The 18,905-nt window shown below is 39.6% G+C and carries 15 protein-coding genes; 11 read left to right on the top strand and 4 right to left on the bottom strand.

The annotated features are described in order from the left end of the window. Positions 1-40 precede the first annotated feature (40 nt). On the bottom strand, positions 41-1,648 hold the full coding sequence (locus IGK85_RS15625; protein WP_005233211.1) for an ATP-binding cassette domain-containing protein: 1,608 nt from the start codon (positions 1,646-1,648) through the stop codon (positions 41-43). 95 nt (positions 1,649-1,743) lie between these two features. Between IGK85_RS15625 and IGK85_RS15620 the strand changes: the two genes are divergently transcribed. From IGK85_RS15620 to IGK85_RS15595, 6 genes are all read left to right on the top strand, one after another. After that, positions 1,744-3,012 carry a radical SAM protein gene (locus IGK85_RS15620; RefSeq protein ID WP_005230552.1) on the top strand — a complete coding sequence of 423 codons (1,269 nt, stop codon included), beginning with the start codon at positions 1,744-1,746 and terminating at the stop codon, positions 3,010-3,012. 10 nt (positions 3,013-3,022) lie between these two features. Beyond that, positions 3,023-4,285, top strand: a complete 1,263-nt coding sequence (locus IGK85_RS15615) for a radical SAM/SPASM domain-containing protein (protein WP_005233213.1) — start codon at positions 3,023-3,025, stop codon at positions 4,283-4,285. Positions 4,286-5,417: 1,132 nt separating this feature from the next. Beyond that, a complete protein-coding gene (locus tag IGK85_RS15610; RefSeq protein ID WP_005230557.1) occupies positions 5,418-6,059 on the top strand; it encodes a hypothetical protein in 642 nt (213 codons plus the stop codon). Positions 6,060-6,084: 25 nt separating this feature from the next. Next, positions 6,085-7,494, top strand: coding sequence for an amino acid permease (locus tag IGK85_RS15605; RefSeq protein WP_005230559.1), 1,410 nt, complete (start codon positions 6,085-6,087; stop codon positions 7,492-7,494). 29 nt (positions 7,495-7,523) lie between these two features. Next, positions 7,524-8,918: a glutamate decarboxylase gene (locus IGK85_RS15600; protein ID WP_005233215.1), complete on the top strand. Its 1,395-nt coding sequence runs from the start codon at positions 7,524-7,526 to the stop codon at positions 8,916-8,918. A gap of 536 nt (positions 8,919-9,454) precedes the next feature. Then, on the top strand, positions 9,455-10,903 hold the full coding sequence (locus tag IGK85_RS15595; protein WP_008380272.1) for a helix-turn-helix domain-containing protein: 1,449 nt from the start codon (positions 9,455-9,457) through the stop codon (positions 10,901-10,903). Between the two features lie 296 nt (positions 10,904-11,199). Here the strand turns inward: IGK85_RS15595 and IGK85_RS15590 are convergent, their stop codons facing one another. Together IGK85_RS15590 and IGK85_RS15585 are read right to left on the bottom strand one after the other, a co-directional pair. After that, a complete protein-coding gene (locus IGK85_RS15590) occupies positions 11,200-11,589 on the bottom strand; it encodes a YxeA family protein (protein ID WP_035006924.1) in 390 nt (129 codons plus the stop codon). Between the two features lie 421 nt (positions 11,590-12,010). Continuing rightward, entirely contained in the window at positions 12,011-13,432 is a 1,422-nt protein-coding gene (locus IGK85_RS15585) for a cryptochrome/photolyase family protein (RefSeq protein ID WP_008380268.1), read from the bottom strand. A gap of 354 nt (positions 13,433-13,786) precedes the next feature. Here IGK85_RS15585 and cls point away from each other — a divergent pair, with 354 nt between their 5' ends. Next, positions 13,787-15,316, top strand: a complete 1,530-nt coding sequence (gene cls / locus IGK85_RS15580; protein ID WP_008380266.1) for a cardiolipin synthase — start codon at positions 13,787-13,789, stop codon at positions 15,314-15,316. Between the two features lie 61 nt (positions 15,317-15,377). Here the strand turns inward: cls and IGK85_RS15575 are convergent, their stop codons facing one another. Further along, positions 15,378-15,851, bottom strand: coding sequence for a DUF3955 domain-containing protein (locus IGK85_RS15575; RefSeq protein ID WP_008380264.1), 474 nt, complete (start codon positions 15,849-15,851; stop codon positions 15,378-15,380). A 424-nt stretch (positions 15,852-16,275) separates the two neighbouring features. Between IGK85_RS15575 and IGK85_RS15570 the strand changes: the two genes are divergently transcribed. The 4 genes from IGK85_RS15570 to IGK85_RS15555 are packed head-to-tail and all read left to right on the top strand — an operon-like array spanning position 16,276 to position 18,800. Next, positions 16,276-16,590 (top strand): rhodanese-like domain-containing protein, encoded by a 315-nt coding sequence (locus IGK85_RS15570; protein WP_008380263.1) that lies wholly within the window; start codon positions 16,276-16,278, stop codon positions 16,588-16,590. Between the two features lie 2 nt (positions 16,591-16,592). Continuing rightward, on the top strand, positions 16,593-18,251 hold the full coding sequence (locus IGK85_RS15565; RefSeq protein WP_008380260.1) for an FAD-dependent oxidoreductase: 1,659 nt from the start codon (positions 16,593-16,595) through the stop codon (positions 18,249-18,251). Then, a complete protein-coding gene (locus IGK85_RS15560; protein ID WP_005233232.1) occupies positions 18,244-18,543 on the top strand; it encodes a rhodanese-like domain-containing protein in 300 nt (99 codons plus the stop codon). Before IGK85_RS15565 ends, IGK85_RS15560 begins: the two co-directional genes overlap by 8 nt. Continuing rightward, on the top strand, positions 18,540-18,800 hold the full coding sequence (locus tag IGK85_RS15555) for a metal-sensitive transcriptional regulator (RefSeq protein ID WP_005230585.1): 261 nt from the start codon (positions 18,540-18,542) through the stop codon (positions 18,798-18,800). Before IGK85_RS15560 ends, IGK85_RS15555 begins: the two co-directional genes overlap by 4 nt. Positions 18,801-18,905: the final 105 nt, after the last annotated feature.

Below are 18,905 nucleotides of genomic sequence, written 5' to 3'. Positions count from 1 at the left end.
TATTTCCAGATGACATAAGGTAGGCCTATATCATCTAAATTCATGATTTATTTAACTGAATTAGCTCATCAAATGAACCTAGAAATTCCTGATTTGTTGAGTGAGTAACGACAATGATTATTTTATCTGTAAGTGAGCAGATTAAGTCACTGATAATCATCTCGTTTATACTGTCTAGACCAGATGTTGGTTCGTCAAAAAGAATAACATCGGAATCTTTAAAGATTGCCCGAGCAATCTCAAGCCGTCTAAGCTCGCCGCCAGAAAGAAAGTTTATCCATGTATTATCTTGCGTATCGGTTAAATCATTGTTATCAAAGCGATCATCTAATCCACTTCGTTTTAAAACATCAACGATTTTTTCAAGTTCGTATTCACTAAAAATAGAAACGTTGTAAGCAATACTCGTCTGGAAGATAGCAGTTTTTTGTTGGACAAGTGCAACTTTCTCATAAAGGGAGTCTCTAGATAGCTGATTCATCTCTTGCTGGTCAACCAATACTTGATGATCGTCGATAGGGTAAATTCCCGCTAAAATATTCAATAGTGTCGACTTCCCGCTACCGCTTGCGCCAGTGATAGCATATTTTTTTCCACGCTCAAATGTTTGAGTAAAACCATTAAAAATCAAACGATTTCCATGATGGAAATGCAGATTTTCAATCGATAAAGTATTTATTGGTTCTGCAAGTTCAAGTGAGCGATTGGGCTCATCATCATCGGTACCATCAATGAAAGCTATAAGATCGTCCGCGACCTTCTTGCTCGCTAAAATATCTGTAACTGAAGTACTGAAATACTCTAACGGACCGGCAATCGTACTCATTAGTGTAGTCATCGCAATAAGATCGGGAATGGTGATTATTTTGGCAGCAACAAAGAAACCACCAACGATCCATGTCCCTGAATAGGCAAGATCCCCAAGTCCAAAAGAAATTGCATAAGTCAGTCCTTGTAAGGTTTCAAAAGTGATACTTTCCTTTTTTAATCGTTCACTACTGTTAGTAAAAATTTTCGTATATGTTGGAAAACCTTTGCCGACACGTAAGGTCAGGTATCCTGAGAGAAGTTGGTCAAATAAACTAAGTGTACGATCTTGCTCCAGAACAACGGACTTGCGACGATCACTAAGGATTCGCTTAGCGAAATAAGGGGCTAGCAAAGGACTAAAAGCTAAGAGCAGCATAATCAATGAAAAAGAAGTGTTTAATTTTAGTGTGAATAAAAGAGAGAATAGAAAGGTAAAAATGCTTAAAATCAGTCCAAATCCGGGCTTTAAAAATTCTAATTCAACGACTTTCATTTCATTTGCCAACTTTGAGAGATACTCGTTTTTCTCATTTTTAAGAAATAGTACCGGATTCATTCGAACGATTTTCTGCGAGAGACTCTCTCTCAGTTGATTCATTATTGATTGAACTAAGACGGATTTACTTCTTCTTGGAATAAAATCGCTCATCGTGTTCAATAAGATGTAAAAGAAGGCGAATATACCAATAAATAAAAGTCTTTTTACATCTCCTGACATAGCAACCTCGGTGATTTGTCTATACACCAAAGCAACCCCAACTTGAATGAGCGCTGCCATTGCGCATAAAATCACATGCAAAAAGAAAAGTGGTTGGTTTCTTTTTAATATTTTTTTCATTCTCTCCCTCCTATGTAAAAACTATATCACAAATTAAAAAAAAATTGAAATATTATTTTGTGAAATGTATAATTATTGAAAAAGGGGGTTAGGTGATGCGTTTTTCACGGTATGTCGATATCATTGAGAACGGTAACGAGACTATTCTTTGCAATACATTAACGCAAGAAATAGTTACTATTGATTCAAAAAAAATGAAAAGTAAAACGGAGATTTCGAGCGAAATAAGTGAAGGTGAACGAAAATATTTATTTGAAAATGGATTTATACACGGTGATTTGGAAAGTTATAAACAGAAAACAATCAATTTAAAGAGAGACTTAGTTACTATCACTATAAATATCACAGAAGATTGCAACTTTTCGTGTACTTATTGTTACCAGAATGATTTCCTTTCTAAAAATGTTATTACTGATCAGACGATAAATAATATAATGCAATACATTTTAGACATTGCTCAGCTAGGCGTTCGGAGACTATATATCTATTTTTTCGGGGGCGAGCCACTTCTTTATAAAAAAAGAATTCTCGCAATTAAAAGTAAGATTGATCAAATTGCGTCAGAGAAATCACTCTCAATTTCTTATGGTTTAGGAACAAACGCCTATCTACTCACTCCAGATTTTATAAATCATTTTGATTCTTTAATTGTCGATACTACACTAACATCTAGAAAAGATCATGATAGAAATAGATCTCTTAAGAGTGGAAGCGGAACGTATGATAAGATTTTTGAAAATCTAGCGGTAGCATCTAAGAGCGGACGTGTTAAAATCCATATTGGTTATAATACATCTGATAAAAATACAGAAGAGTTTCAGTCTTTTCTCGTTACGATCCGCCAAAGTGATATCAAAGCCCATATCAATTGCTATTACATTAATAACTATGAGTTTAATGAAAATTATTTCAATGCATTATCCTATGAAAAATATCTAAAGTGGGTATCTTCAACTGCAATTGATCACCTAATTGAAAACGGTTTCCTGGTGAATGTCTCTCCATTTTCTTCGTATCGCTTTGAGTGCGATGCGTATAATCCTTGGTCTGTAAAGTTTTTCTCTGATGGATCTATAGGGTTATGTAATGCAACAAATTTTTATGAACGTAGAATAATAAAAAGTTTTACAGAATCATCTTCTTTTGCAGAAGATGTTCAATATAGCCTTTATGACCAAAAGAGTGTTCTTCCGAAAAGCAACAATCAGTGTAATTCATGTGAATTAATTGCAGTGTGTCGAGGAAAGGTACAGTGTGATACTTCATGTAACCCCAACTATTCAATTGATAGAGAAACATTCATACGTTCTTTTGTAAAGCATACAAATCTAGGTAACAGAAAATTTTTTACCCAATTTAATTAGGAGTGATTTTATGAAATTATCGCAATATACGATTGTTGAAGAAGTGGATAATGAAATACTTTTGTACAATTCGGTATACTCTGCTATCGTTTTACTAACTCAAAGCGAGTTCCATGATCTACAGACTTTTATTAATAACGATAACTTTGAGAAAACAGAATTATTCTCTTATTTAGAAAATCAAAATATCATTGTTTCCGATGAGATTGATGAAGAAGCAAGATTAGTGTCTGTGGCAAATGAAAAACGATATAATCCTAGTCAAGTAACTTTCACAATTGCCCCTACGATGAACTGTAATTTTTCCTGTTTTTATTGTTACGAGCAAGGGTTTAGACAACATACTATGACTACTGAAACTGCTAAGAAAACAGCTGAGTTTATTCTTAAAAATGTATTACCCCATCAGTCATTGAAAGTAATTTGGTATGGAGGAGAGCCTTTGATGGGATTGAACTCTATTAAAGTTATAAGTGAAATAATAATGAAAAACGAAAAAAAATATAAAAATTTCAACGCAGAAATTGTATCCAATGGTTATTTGCTAACAGAAAAAGTTGCACAACTTTTAAAAAGTTATCACGTTAATTATGCTCAAATTACTCTGGATGGGGATCAGATAAATCATGATTCTAGAAGATGTTTAACAAATGGGAAAGGGACATTTGCAAGAATATTACAGAATATAGTTAAAACTCTAAAATATATTCCAGTAACTGTAAGAGTAAATATAGATAGGGAGAATAATCATGAAGATGTTATTCGTTTGATGAACTCGCTGGATAATTTTAATTTACTTAAGAAAGTTGGCTTTTATCTTGCGCCGGTAGAGGATTTTGATACCTACAAAACACCCACATGTTATACATCCCAAGAGTTTTCGAAAGAAGAAATAATGGTTTATAAAAGTCTTTTGGAAAGAGGGATAAATATTGTTGCCATACCACGGACAACGATTGGGTTCTGCGAAGCTATCAATCGAGATGACTATGTAATCGACCCTAATGGATTTTTATATAAATGCTGGGTTCATATTGGTAAAACGATTGGACGAGTTGGAGATATCTATACAGGAATACAATTGAACAGTGTGCATAAAACATTTACAGAGTACAAATTTTTTTCGAAAGCGAAATGTTCAAGTTGTAAAGTTCAACCTTTGTGTTTAGGAGGCTGTCCGTTAATTCGAATGAATACAGGTGAGTCGAAGTGCGTTAGCTATAAGTACAATATTGAAGAGCATATAAAAATGGCTTCGGCAAGACTAATATAATCTGGTGGAATATTTTTGCTTCAGAAGATTGATAAGGTCTTCTTAAAAAAATAGCTTAGTTAAATAAGGTTACTATGTTACATTGTGAATAGAATCTATACTTACTTATGAAAATAGAAAGCGTAACTCAATTTTCTCATTCATATTGTAATAAATGATTTCTCATATTAAAATTTTTATAAGAAAACTAAATAGTGAGCAAAGCTCACCCCAAGCAGCCTCCGAAACTGTTTTCGGGGGCTGCTTGAGGTTTGGGGGGCTTAGCTAGCTAAGTAATGATCGATCACTAAAAAAATGATCAAAACAGAATAGGCAATTTTTTCTTTTCAATCAAAAAATTTTGATCATTTTATCAAGCAGAGGATGGCACAAGTAAGTGGAAAGTAGGTAGTGGCTATTTTTTTGTTCAGGATGGGGAAGTAGATTTGTCTAGGATACGCCGGAGGATAAACGTTTTGAGGATCATTTGTTTTTGACTTACCTATGTGCCATCACTGCGGAAACCCTGTGGATGAAGGCGTCATGTACGACACCAGATACTCGGATGAGAGCTAAGGACGTTTGATTGCCGTGCCTGACACGCTTTTTCTAACCGCAAAGTCGTAGGGGCTAAAGAGCTACAGCGCTGAGACAGATGACTGCCCCGTGCGATTTTGGGTGTTTTTTGAACCCTACAAGCTGCTATTGCTACGCGTCTATTCGTCGCAAGCTTGGAAGGTCTTCTCATAAAATGCCCGTCAGCTGTCAACAGGCTGCCTTTTGCATCAGGAAGCATCAGCGTTCCAACAAATCTTTTTGATCCAGTAGTCGCCCACTCATTTTGGGCAACTTCTATCCGAGAAAACATTGCGTTAGAAGTATGTCTGTCCGTCTTTTCCAGATAAAAGTCAGCTGAAAGAGGGCTGATACTTAACAAAACGGCAGTTAGGACGACCACAAGCGCTCTCAAAAAAACTCAGTCCTTTCTTTTCAATGGTCATTGTTCTTATCTGCACTTCATGATAGCACCGAAACGCGAATTATTTTTCGCGTTTTTTTGTTTTTAAAATAAAAAATTAGGTATTCGCTTTTTTGGGTTAAATGGTATACCTGAGATGGAATAAAAATAATAAAAGAAAGGACAGGATTTACAATGAAGAAAACATCATTAGTTGCAGGTTTCGTTTTAGGTGTAGGCGTTTTGTTTACTCTAGGTGCATGCTCAACAGTGGAAGAATCAGGGGAAGTGGTCTCTGGGTCTGGAACGGAAACGTTGATCAGCGATTCGTCAGATGAAGTAGTTGTGGGAAGTGAAAAATTGAGTGATGACGGGTATTTTGAAGAAATCGTAACTAAGGGAATCGATCCGAAAATCAAAGACGTCGTTTGGTATGAAACGAATTATGAAAATGCTGGTTGGGATCACATTCGCTTTTTAGTGAATCATGTAAAAATCGTGAATGTAGAAGAATTCAAAGACAAAGACAAAGAATACAAAACATTGCTCTCACTGAAATATCAATTGTTTAATGAAGATTCGAAAGACAAAAAAATCAAACCTGACAAAGCCTATTTGGTGTTGAATGATGGCAAAAAAGTAGAAGCGGAAGTGTTTGTGGACTACTTAGATGATGAGATTTTGACCCATGACAAACATAAAGATGGCTTTATTCATTTTAAAGTGGCGCAAGAACAAAGTTTGCCAGCGATCAAAGCGGTCGAAATCGAATTTAAAGCAGATGGAGATTTGACACATACGTACCATATTGATCTATCTTCCGCTGCTGAAAAATAGTATCTAACGATAGGAGGTAAAAAAAATGGATACTAGCAAGAAAAAACTATCATTGTTGAGTTTTTTTGCAATAACTGCTTCAATGGTGATGACGGTATATGAGTATCCAACCTTTGCGACATCGAAGATGAATTTAGTTTTTTATTTACTCGTCGGCGGTTTCCTCTGGTTTATCCCTGTAGCCCTTTGCTCTGCGGAGATGGCTACTGTAAAGGGATGGGAAAAAGGGGGACTCTATACCTGGGTCTCAAAAACATTAGGGAGAAAATGGGGCTTTGCTGCCATTTTCTTCCAATGGTTCCAAATCACGGTAGGCTTTATTACGATGATTTACTTTATTGTCGGGGCGCTTTCCTATGCCCTAAATTGGCCGGCTCTTAATACGAATGTTTGGCTGAAGCTGATTGCCACTTTAGTGATCTTTTGGCTGATCACGATCTCGCAATTTGGCGGAACAAAAAATACTGCGAAGATTGCCAAAGTAGGGTTCTTTGTGGGGATCGTCGCAACAGGGATCATTCTTTTTATCTTAGGAATTGTCTACATTGCTCAAGGGAATCCCGTCAAAGTTTCTTTTGGATCAGGCGCTTGGATTCCTGATTTCACGAAAATCAATACGCTGGTCGTTTTTGTTTCCTTTATTTTAGCCTATGCAGGGGTTGAATCTTCTGCCAGTCACGTAAAAGATATGGACAATCCTGGAAAGAATTACCCGAAAGCTATTTTGATTTTAGTTGTAGCAACGATTCTTTTGGATACGTTAGGTGGGGCAACGGTGGCTGCCACGATTCCCCAAAATCAATTGTCTCTTGATACTGGCGTGATTCAAGCCTATTCTTATTTGATCCATCATTTTGGCGGCGGAGAATGGCTGGTTCGTTTGATTGCCGTGGTCATCTGTTTAGGTGTCATTGCAGAAATTGCTGCTTGGGTGGTCGGCCCATCGACTGCGATGCTTGAAGCAGCTGAAAATGGCTTGCTGCCAAAACAAATGGCCAAAGTCAATCAACACAATGTCCCAATCAATATCGTTTTGGTACAAGGCATCATTGTTTCCATTTGGGCGGTTGTCTTGACATTAGGCGGTGGAGGCGCCAATCTATCCTTCTTCGTTGCGATGGCGTTGACGGTCTGCATCTATCTGGTGGCTTATGTCCTCTTGTTTCTTTCCTATATTAAATTAGTCAAAGAAAAAGACGACTTAACAAGAACGTATCATATTCCTGGTGGGAAAAATGTGAAAATTGGTGTTGCGATGGTTGGTTTGCTTGTTTCTATTTTTTCTTTCTTTATTTCCTTCTTTCCACCGAGCGATATCGGCACCGGAAAGGGCGGAACCTATTTAGCCATCTTGATCATCAGTTGGCTGATTATTGTCGTGATACCGTTTGTCATCTATAAATATGTAGGTGAAAAAGCAAGCGATAAAAAATAAAAAGCACAACCTATGAGGAGGAGAGCTGCATGTTATTTAGTAAAAAAAATCGAAAAGAAGCCCAATATTTGGAGCCTATCTATGGGAATGAGGCAATGGATCAAGCGATCCCTATGTACAAATTACCAAAAGAGTCCTTGGTACCGCGGGATGCCTATGAATTAGTCAAAGATCAATTGATCGATGAAGGGGTCTCAAGACAAAATTTGGCGACGTTCTGTCAAACCTACATGGAACCAGAAGCAGTCAAAATTATGAGTGAAACCCTTGATAAAAACGCCATCGATAAAACCGAGTACCCACGGACAGCAGAAATTGAAAACCGCTGTGTCAATATGATCGCTGATTTATGGCATGCCCCAGAAGCGTCCGATTTTATCGGTACATCAACGGTAGGCTCAAGTGAAGCGTGTATGTTAGGTGGATTGGCCTTAAAATTTGCTTGGCGCAATCGGGCAAAAAAACTTGGCTTAGATATCAATAAACAAAAACCAAACTTAGTGATTTCTTCTGCCTATCAAGTCGTTTGGGAAAAATTCTGTGTCTACTGGGACATTGAAATGCGAACGATCCCTATCGATGAAGAACATGGCAGCATTAATGTTGAAAAGGTCACGGACTATTTAGATGAATATACGATCGGGGTCGTTGGTATTTTAGGAATCACTTACACTGGACGATACGATGATATCAAAGCACTAGACAAGAAATTAGAGGAATACAACAAACACACCGACTACAAAGTCTACATCCACGTGGATGCGGCTAGTGGGGGATTGTACACGCCATTTATGGAACCAGAACTTGAATGGGATTTCCGTTTGAAAAACGTTCGTTCCATCAGTACGTCTGGACATAAATATGGGTTAGTCTACCCTGGTATCGGTTGGGTGCTTTGGAAAGAAAAAGATTTCTTACCAGAAGAGTTGGTCTTTAAAGTAAGTTATCTTGGCGGTGAAATGCCAACGATGGCCATCAACTTTTCAAGAAGCGCCAGCCAAATCATCGGACAATATTACACCTTTATCCGCAATGGGTTTGAAGGCTACCGCTTGATCCACAAAAAGACCAGCGATGTTGCCCAATATTTAGCAAAAGAGATTGAAAACATGGGTTACTTCGATATTTATAATGATGGTTCACGGTTGCCGATCGTCTGCTACAAATTAAAAGAAGATGCCGATATTTCTTGGAATCTGTATGATTTGACGGATGAATTTGCGATGAAAGGCTGGCAAGTCCCTACCTATCCATTACCTGATAATCTATCACATATCAATATCCAACGCTTTGTCTGCCGGGCAGATTTAAGTATGCAAATGGCAATGGATCTGGTGCAAGACATGAAAGAAGGAATCGAGCGCTTGAACAAGCGACCAAGCCGTCATGTTTCATCCGATCAAACCTATGGCTTTTCACATTAAGAAACGGTATCGCTAGAAACCCTTTCATTGCTTTTTTCAATGAATAAAAAGTCCCTTTATGAAACGTTTTTTGCAAGACTGAATGAACCTTGGTTTATAGAAAAATCAAAGGCGGTTGCATCGACTGCCTTTGATTTTTTTGTTTGTAAGAACGGGTAAGCACTTGATAGTGTCGTTTTTTAAGAGAAAGTAAAAAAACAGTGCTTGATAATTTCATTTATTGACATTTCTGACTTGTGATAGTATTAATTATTATGGTCTAAATATATTTTTTTAGAGAAGAACGTTTTACATAAACGAAAAGGAAATCTTAGAACGTTGTCGTGAGGGAATTCTTAGGGAAATTCGTCTTGCATCGAGGGTTTTTGTTTGTCAGTCATGGTTTGTTGGGGAGTAAGTGAAGGAAAAATATGTGTAGAAAGGGCCTGTTTTTACTGCGCTTGTTTGTTTCATAAGTAACGTACTGCTATCTTTTTCTGTAAATTGGTTGTAACTATTCTGAATGAATATAGATTTACACTGGAGGAAAAACAGTCATGTATAAAGAAGACTTACTGGATAAGGACTTAAAATTAGAGTATATCTTGCTCAAATTTTTGTATTTATCGACCGGTCATATCAAAAAAAGTGATGCGTGTCGGGAATTAGATATTACGATGCCGACCTTGACGAAATTATCAGAGAGCCTTCAACGGCAACTAAAAAATGAGAAGGTCTCATTTATCATCAATCGTTATACGTTGGAACTGCAAGTAACCGATAGTGTCTCACTGGATGATTTGACCGACACGCTATTGAAAAAATCTGCTAAATATCAAATCATCCATTATTTGTTTCAACATGCAGGCTATGATGCCTTCGTCTTGGCTGATGAATTAAACATAAGTGTGGGGACCCTCAATCGATTGATTGCTGAGTGCAATCAGTTGTTGCAGCATTTTGAATTAAAGATCAGAAACAAAAAACTAGTTGGAACGATGACACAACGCATTTATTTTTACTATAATTTTTTCAAAATGGGTGCGACAACGATCGATTCTGTTTTGATCGATGACCTGGTTGCGGAGTTAGCGAAAAAAATAACCTTATCGATTGCCCAACAAAAGCAGCTGAAGATCTGGTTGTATGTGATTATGAAAAAAGTCACGTCTCACACGACCTTGGGAAGTTTAAGTCCAGAAGAACAAACCAAAATCGAGCGCTGCCAAGAGATGCCCCTCTGTCACTTTATTCGACAGATCTATGCTTCTAAAAAATGTATCTGCTCAGTAGATGAAGCGAAGATCGTGCCATTCTTTATCTGTCTCTTCCTCATTACGGTGGGCGGGATTCCTTACGAGGAACTTCGCTTAGGATTGTACACCAATAAAAATCCCGTCTTTGAGATCACCGATGAAGTCATGGCAGCAATCCAGTCCATTTATCGTCTTGATGCCTCGCATACGACGATCGATATCAAAGCCAATGTCTTTTCCTTAATCGCACAAGTTTATTACTTTCATGGAGTGAATTATTCCATCGATCGAGTCACGCTAAATTATTACCACAAAATGTTTCACAATTCCTTGCGGGATCAAGTGATCTCAGACATTCTGGAACACATTATTGCACCGACCAACTTGTTTACGCCCACGAAACTCAACTATCTCAAGAAACGCCTAGTCTTTTTAATTTATATGTTATCGCCTAAAGAAGAATATCGGGTACGGATCGGGGTCTTAAATATGTGCTCTAGTCTTTTGGCGGATGCTTCGATTTACTTGTTAAAAAATGAACTAAAAGGCAAGCAAAATGTTGTTGTTTTACCCTATACTCCGGACGAGACGTTTGACTTGTTGATTTCCAATGCCAATCTCCCCCAATTAGGGAACAATTATGACCAATTTTATCAAGTGACCGCCATTGGTGCCGATTTAGACGTTAATCAGGTTTCTGCGATCGTCGATCAAATTGCTTATTCTAAGTATCATTCTTTTGTGGTGTGAGCCATCACTTGTTAGTTAAAAAGCAGCGAGTCAACGGATAGGTGATTCGCTGCTTTTTCAATTATCTGCGAAGTAGGGAAAGGAAAAGGCGCTTGAATTGCTCTTATCATTGATGACGGAATGAAAACAGGGATCAGTCAAGCAGCTTTCTGCTAGATAATGTGTCCAGTATCCTTGTATAACGTATCGCAACAGAGCAGAAGACATCAAGCGTGAAAATAACAGAAGGGATTCAAAATGCTGGTTTTGGAAGGATGTAAAAAAAAGACCCACATAATGATGTGAGTCTGCAATCGTTAGTTCTGATTTTCTAATTTTTCTAGAACCTTTTTGGGAATTGCATCTTTTTCAACGCTATTCGGGCCTTTTATTGTGCGCTTTTCACTGATCACCGCTTTTACATAAGAATTTGGGGTTAAGGGTTTTGCGTTATCTTCTGATAATGAAACCTCGAGTGTTTGTGTGCTACCATCTTCTTTTACAAAGTTTAACGTGTAATCGTAAGAATACCAAGGCGACTGGTCGCCGATGCCGCTTTTACTTTCATGTTCTACCTTAGGGAGAATCTCAGATGGGACATACGCGTAAGCTGTTTGTCCTGAGTAGGTGGATTGATAATATTCATAGCCTTTGTATCCGGCAAACCCTAAAAGTACGACTAAGACGAATCCGATTATTTTTTTCATATAAACCATCCTTATCCTCAAATATGGAGATATTATAACAGAATGGTTCTATAGATGACCTTTCAACAGACGAACAGTTTTGCAAGGAGAAATGTTACTAGCCAGTCGTGGAAAAGTGGGGAACGCCGCTAATAAAGGGTTCTATCTATAAATCGTCAGGGGATTGTTGCTTAGAGTGACTAGAAATAAATGCGGAATCAGGCGAAAAGACCTTAATAAAAAAACACAGCATGGAAAATGTTTCTTTTTTGTATGCTCACCAGCAGACTATTTGATAAGACGTGTCGTTGTTTTTTTCACTATAGAAAGATGAAAAACGGCGCATCAGTTTAATAAAAAACCAGCAAAGACGAGCTCTTACGGAGCGTCTTTGCTGGTTTTTTTCTACTGAAAATGTTTGAGCGCAGGCCATGACAGCTGCTTACGGCTCGATTTTACTATACAAATCGAGGGCTCTTTTCCTGGCTTCGTTATGGTCGACTATAGGCAACGGATAGTCGGTGCCTAAAACTACCTTTAGGTCGGCTTGTTCTTCGTCAGTCATCAGGTAAGGTTCGTGGATGAATTTTAGCGGCAACTGGGCGAGTTCGGGAACAAATTGTTTGATAAACGTCCCCTCTTTGTCGAATTTTTTCCCCTGAGTGATGGGGTTGAAAATTCGAAAGTAAGGAACCGCATCGGTGCCAGTCGAAGCTGCCCACTGCCAGCCGCCGATATTGCTGGCAGCGTCGTAGTCGATCAATTGTCGAGCAAAATAGGCTTCTCCTTGCCGCCAGTCGATCAATAAATCTTTGGTTAGAAAGGAAGCGACGATCATCCGTAGACGGTTATGCATCCAACCGGTTTGATTCAGCTGCCGCATCGCGGCATCAATGATCGGATAGCCGGTTTGTCCTGCTTGCCATTTGTTAAACGCCTCTTCATCCTTTTGCCAATCCATGTTTCGATATTTCTCAATGAGTTCATAGTTTTTTTGCTCCGGATGAGTGAAGTAGATCATATGATAAAAATCTCGCCAAGCCAGTTCTTTTAAAAAGGTCGCTTTGCCAGTGCTGGGTGGCATCCCTTGGCAAGCGGCCCAAACCTTCCGAATAGAGAGTTGTCCAAAAGACAAGAAAGGGGACAGGCGGCTGGTTCCTTTGATCGAAGGGAGATCACGGTCTTTTTCATAGGCGGCCAAACGCTTTTGCACAAAGGCCTGCAATTGTTTATGTGCATAGTCTTCCCCAACGATCGTTGAAAAATCGGTCTTTCTATTTTTTAGCAGCTTAGCAAGCAGCGCTGTCCCTGCTTTGAAGTGAGGGGCATCATTAAAATGAGCGGCTTTTTCAAAATCAAGGGCCTGCTTTTGATAGACCGGTTTGGGCAGCTGGATCCATTTCTTATAATAGGGCGTAAATTTTTTGTAATACGTCCCGTCCTCTTTGGTGACTTCCGTTGGTTGGTGCAGATGATGTTCTTCAAAGGAATGGACAGTGACGCCTTTTTTCTCGACCAATTCTTTTATATAGAGGTCGCGTTTACGACCAAATCCACGGTTATCAAAGTTGAAGTACAGTTGGCTCCATTCTGGATAGTGAGCGAACAACTGATCAAAGGCTTCTGTCAAAGTCCCCGTCAAGAGGTGGATCGTCAGATTTTGCTTTTTGGCAGCCTCGATAAAGTGAGCAACCGCGCTAAAAAAGTAATCATGGCTTGGTGCATCGGGGAGAAACTGCTTTTCATTGAGATGAAACACACACAACAATTGGTCGTTTGCTTGAAGAGACAAAAGCGCCTCAGTAAGCGCCGTATTGTCCTCTAAGCGCAGATCCTTTCTAAACCACATCACATGAATTGCCATAACAACCTCCTTGATAGTATAACCGTGCTAAAAAAACGATCGGATTTCGTTTATAGTAAAGGAAAGATGGGATTTATTCAAATTTGGCGATTGCGTAAGGAAAATTGCTGTTTCAGCAAGTCGAGGGATGCTTACAGGGTTTGTTTTAATTGGTACACCGATTTGAATAGGCGCTTGTCATTTACCGTTTCGTTTCTGCAAATCGTCTCTTCTTAATAAATAATAGGTAAAAAATGAGTAGTAGGGGATGAAATGAGTTACATTTGCGTAACGAGAACGTATATAATCATAGTATATAGTGAGGCTTTTTACTTTAGCGTTTATTAATAAGCGCATATTTGGATGGAGTGAAGGATGATCAAAAACAAATTACAGCAATACAAAATTTTAACGATTTTACTGATACTTGTGACGGTTGGATTAATTCTCTTTTTAAATCAGATGATTTATGCTTGGCAGGCCATTGAAATTTTGGCGATTCTTCTTTGTGGCTACTTAGTGGTTTTTGATCAAAGGGATGGAACTTCGAAGATTGCTTGGATCTTAGCTTTATTGTTTTTACCGATTGTAGGAGTCATGTTGTATTATTTAATTGGTCGTGAACCTCGGTTAAGGAAATTGCCCAAACAGCAGATACAAAATGAACGGGAAGTACAGCGAACGGTTTCGGCTATTCTGCAAGAACATTCAGAGATCATTCATGGAAAACATGATCTCTCCACTGAGATTTTTCATCTTTCGGGCAAGTATCCCACAACTAATAATCATCTGACTGTATTAAACGAAGGCGCTGAGGCGTTCGCTTCTTTGCTGGAAGATATCAAGAAAGCCAAGCATCATGTGCATGTGTTTTTTTATATCGTTAAAGGGGATGAAACAGGGGAGGAGCTGACAAATGTTCTGGTCGAAAAGGCCAAACAAGGGGTGGAAGTTCGGTTTATGTATGATAGCGTGGGGTCGATCGCCTTTCCTAATCAATTATTATTATTGATGCGAAAGAATGGGGTAGAGGTGCGCACGTATGATTTGTTGAATTCGCCTTGGCTAAGTAATAAAGCGAACTGGCGCAATCACCGTAAAATGGTCGTTATTGATGGTGAGGTTGCACATACAGGAGGCATGAATATTGGAAATGAATATAGTGGGCGAGGCAGTAAGTTTTCTTATTGGCGAGACACAAACATCCGGATAGAAGGACCTGCTGTTCTAGAAGTACAAGAATGCTTTATTTATGATTGGCTCTTTCTTGATGAAACGGAAGAAACGGTCACTCATTTTTTGACACAGACAGCTACGTATTTTCCGTTGAAGACCGACGTTCAAAGCGGTTCGGAAATCGTTCAGGTAATCTACGGCGGACCCTATGATAGCGAGCGAATCATTAAGGATTCCTTTAATGACCTCATTGGAAAGGCAACGGATTCGATTAAGATCGCAATGCCTTACTTTATTCCTGATGAAGAAAGTTTAGGTGCGCTTAGAAGAGCAGCACGGTGTGGGATCAACGTACAATTGATTGTGCCGGGAAAAGGGGATCGAGGAATTTCTTTTCATGGCACGAATTCGTTTATTGATGAATTATTATCTGCCGGCGTCGAAGTCTACACCTATGATGAGACTGCTTTTATTCACTGTAAATATATGATCGTCGATGAGTTTGCTGCAACGATCGGGTCAACAAATTTTGATATTCGTAGTTTTTACCTTAACCATGAGTTATCTATGTTCATCTATGGGCCGTCGAAAATAATCACAGAGTTAAATCAGCAATTTATGGAAGACTTAGCTCATGCAAAATTAGTAGAAAAAGAAGAATGGCAAGCCAGAAGCCTTTTGACGAAAACAAAAGAAAAAATCAGTGGCTTGTTTGTTCCGATTCTTTGAAGGAAGATAGTGAACAGAGAAAAAAACTCGATTCCATCATCTGGAATCGAGTTTTTTCGCGTCATTTTCTTCTAGCAGCTCGAAAATAATTGATCCCGGTTCCCGCAAATACTACGAAACTAGCCAATAGGAACAAAAATCCTACGGGGACTAGATAGAAATTTTCATGTAAAATGCCGGATTGATCGATGTATTCCACGGAGCTTGCTTTGATGAAGAAGCAGGCAAAGCCGAATAGTAGTAAAAATGTTCCGATCAAGGTCGTGATCAAATTGAGTTTGGCGCGTCGGGTCTCGCTGCCGTCTTTGATTAGTTTTTCAGTGATCTTGTTCACTTGAGTTCCTCCTAAAATCAATTCATCAAGCGAGAGTTGAAAAATCGTGGCGATGGCAATCAACATTTCTAAATCTGGTAGATTGCGATTGTTTTCCCAGTTCGAAACGGCTTGTCTCGTCACGTGTAGTTGAGTGGCAAATTGTTCTTGGGTCAAGTTATTTCTTGTGCGTACTTCTTTGATTTTTTCGCCAAATTCCATCTTTTTTTCCTTTCGCTGATGTGACTTAAGCATAGTCGAAACCCGCGTTGTTTCCAAGAAAGCAGGGCTTGCTTCTTGATAAATCAAGGGAAAGTGGTGCTTGCGTCGTTTTTTATCTGCTGTTTTTTTGAGAGGAGCATCGTTTTCATTCTGAGGTCGTGAAAAACGTCTGTGACAAAGTGACCTTGAAGCATGTTATTTTTACTGCATATCATTTTGTTTATTATAGCACTGAGGCTAAGGGGAAGGAAATATGTGGCTCGTTTTTTCTCTTGCTTGATTGGTACATGTCCGATACATGACAGTTTATCGAGTGGGGAGCAACGCAACAGCAAGTTTCTTTTCTTAAAGAAGATCACTTAGTTGACGAAAAGAGAAACATCTTGTTTAATATACCCCGAGGGGTATAAGAAAGGAGCAAGAAATGTTTTCATTATTTAAACGCATACCAAGTATGTCAACAGCAGATTTACAAAAAGAAGGAGCCAAAGAATGGACGGTTCTGGATGTTCGCACGCCGGCGGAGTACCGTAGCGGGCACATTGCCTACGCCAAAAATGTACCGTTAAACAAGATTGCGGGCTTCACTCAAAAAGGTGACAAGAAACTGGCAGTCATTTGCCAATCAGGGATGCGAAGCAAACAAGCAGCCAAAATCCTAAATAAAAAGGGGTTTGATGTGGTCAATGTTCGCGGTGGCATGAATCAATGGCGGGGAACAACCAAAGGAGGAAAGTAACGATGGAAAAAATAGTTATTGTCGGTGGGGTAGCAGGAGGAATGTCTGCAGCAACGCGCTTACGTCGGCTTAAAGAAGTAGCGGAGATCATTATTTTTGAAAAAGGTCCTTTTGTCTCTTTTGCGAATTGTGGACTGCCGTATGCCATTTCTGGTGAGATCGAAGAGCGAGACGCCTTATTGGTCCAAACACCTGAGGCATTAAAAAAACGGTTTAACCTAGATGTGCGGCCTCTTCATGAAGTGCTGGCGATCGATCCGCAGGAGAAAACGGTGACGGTCAAACATGGCGAACAGGTCTTCACGGAATCTTATGATGCGTTGATTTTATCACCGGGGGCAAAACCGCTAGTACCAGCGATCAAAGGGCTAGAAGAAGCAACCAACGCCTTTTCTTTGCGCAATGTTCCTGATTTAGACCAAATCATGGCACATCTTGAAGACAAAAAGCCTCAAAAAGCGACGATCATTGGCGCTGGGTTTATTGGTTTAGAAGTCGCTGAAAATTTACATAAAAAAGGCCTACAAGTAACGATCGTGGAAAAAGCACCCCACGTATTGCCACCTTTGGATGAAGAAATGGCGGCGTATGTCAAAAATGAATTGATCAAGCAAGGGGTCAATGTTTTGACCTCGCAGTCAGCGACCGCTTTTGAAAAAGCAGGGCAAGAAATCGTTCTAGAGGATGGAACGGTTCTGGCTTCAGATATCACGATTCTTTCGGTGGGTGTCCAACCAGAAACGGATTTGGCAAAACGTGCCGGTATCCAATTAGGACACCGGGGGGGTATCCTGGTAGATGAGCAATACCAAACCAGCAAGAAAGATATTTACGCGGTGGGAGATGCCATCGTTGTGAAACAACAAATCACTAACGAAGACACGCTGATCTCCTTGGCGTCACCAGCCAATCGCCAAGGTCGGCAAGTGGCTGATGTATTGGGAGGACTGACTCGCAAAAACAAAGGCAGTATTGGGACGGCGATCGTGCGCGTATTCGATCTTGCCGCAGCGTCCACTGGGTTGAGTGAGCGCAGCGCCAAACTGGCGGGGCTAAATCCTCAGGTGGTTCATCTTTCAGGCAAAGACCATGCTGGGTATTATCCTGATGCGACGGATATTTATTTGAAATTGATTTTTGATGCTGATACTGGAAACATCTACGGTGCGCAAGGCATCGGTGCCAAAGGGGTCGATAAACGGATCGATATTTTAGCAACAGCGATCAAAGGTGGCTTAACGATCTTTGACTTGCCTGAACTGGAATTCACCTACGCGCCGCCTTTTGGCTCAGCGAAAGATCCAGTGAATATGATTGGCTATGCAGCGATCAATCTGGCAGAAGGAATCAGTGAGAATATCCAATGGCACGAATTGACGGAGGCCTTAGAAAACGGTAAGCAGTTGTTGGATGTTCGTTCAGAGATGGAATTAGCCAATAATGGGCGTTTTCAAGAGGCGCTCCACATTCCGTTAGATGAATTGAGAAATCGGTTGTCTGAATTGGATCCAAGTGTTTCGTATGTTGTTACGTGTCATAGCGGATTGAGAAGCTACATTGCCGAACGCATCTTAAAACAAGCGGGCATCAATTGTCAAAACCTCGATGGTGCCTTTTCGTTGTATAATACTATTAAGCCGGAGATGATTATTCATGATTAAAGCAATATCTATGGAGGAATTTACCCAAAAAGAAAAACGTGAGGCGCTTGAGATCCTTGATGTCAGAGAAGTTGATGAGTTTGCACAAGGACACATCAAAACAGCACAAAACCTACCGTTGAGCGAGCTGACGGAACAGATCAGCGACTTAGAGAAGGATAAAAATTACTATGTCATCTGTCACTCAGGGACTCGTTCGCAAATGGCGTCTGAGTTTTTGAGCCAGCAAGGGTTTCAAGTGACCAATGTCCTCGGCGGCATGTCAGCATGGAGAGGAGAAATCAAACGATGACCGCATGCAACAAAGATATTTTGAATCGGTTAAAACGAACCGAAGGCCAGTTGCGGGGGATTCAAAAAATGATCGAAGACGAGAAAGAATGCGTCGATGTCATCACGCAATTGTCCGCCGTCAGTTCCAGCGTCAACCGTATTATGGGAATCATTGTCGCTGAGAATTTGAAAAATTGTTTGGAAAATCCAGACAGCGACACGGAAACCCAAAAGCAGAAAATCGATCAAGCCGTTCAGCTGATCGTGAAGAAATAGCGGGATTTTTGAAAGGTTTGTCGCGTTTTTTATCATCCCATAGAAAAGGTTCAGAAGAGCAGTATGTTCTTCTGAACCTTTTTATTCTTCATCAGTGATTGCTTG

The sequence above is a fragment of the Enterococcus sp. AZ015 genome, from assembly GCF_050499225.1.
Classification (GTDB): Bacteria; Bacillota; Bacilli; order Lactobacillales; family Enterococcaceae; genus Enterococcus_D; species Enterococcus_D entomosocium.
This window is presented reverse-complemented; position numbering and strand designations above follow the sequence as displayed.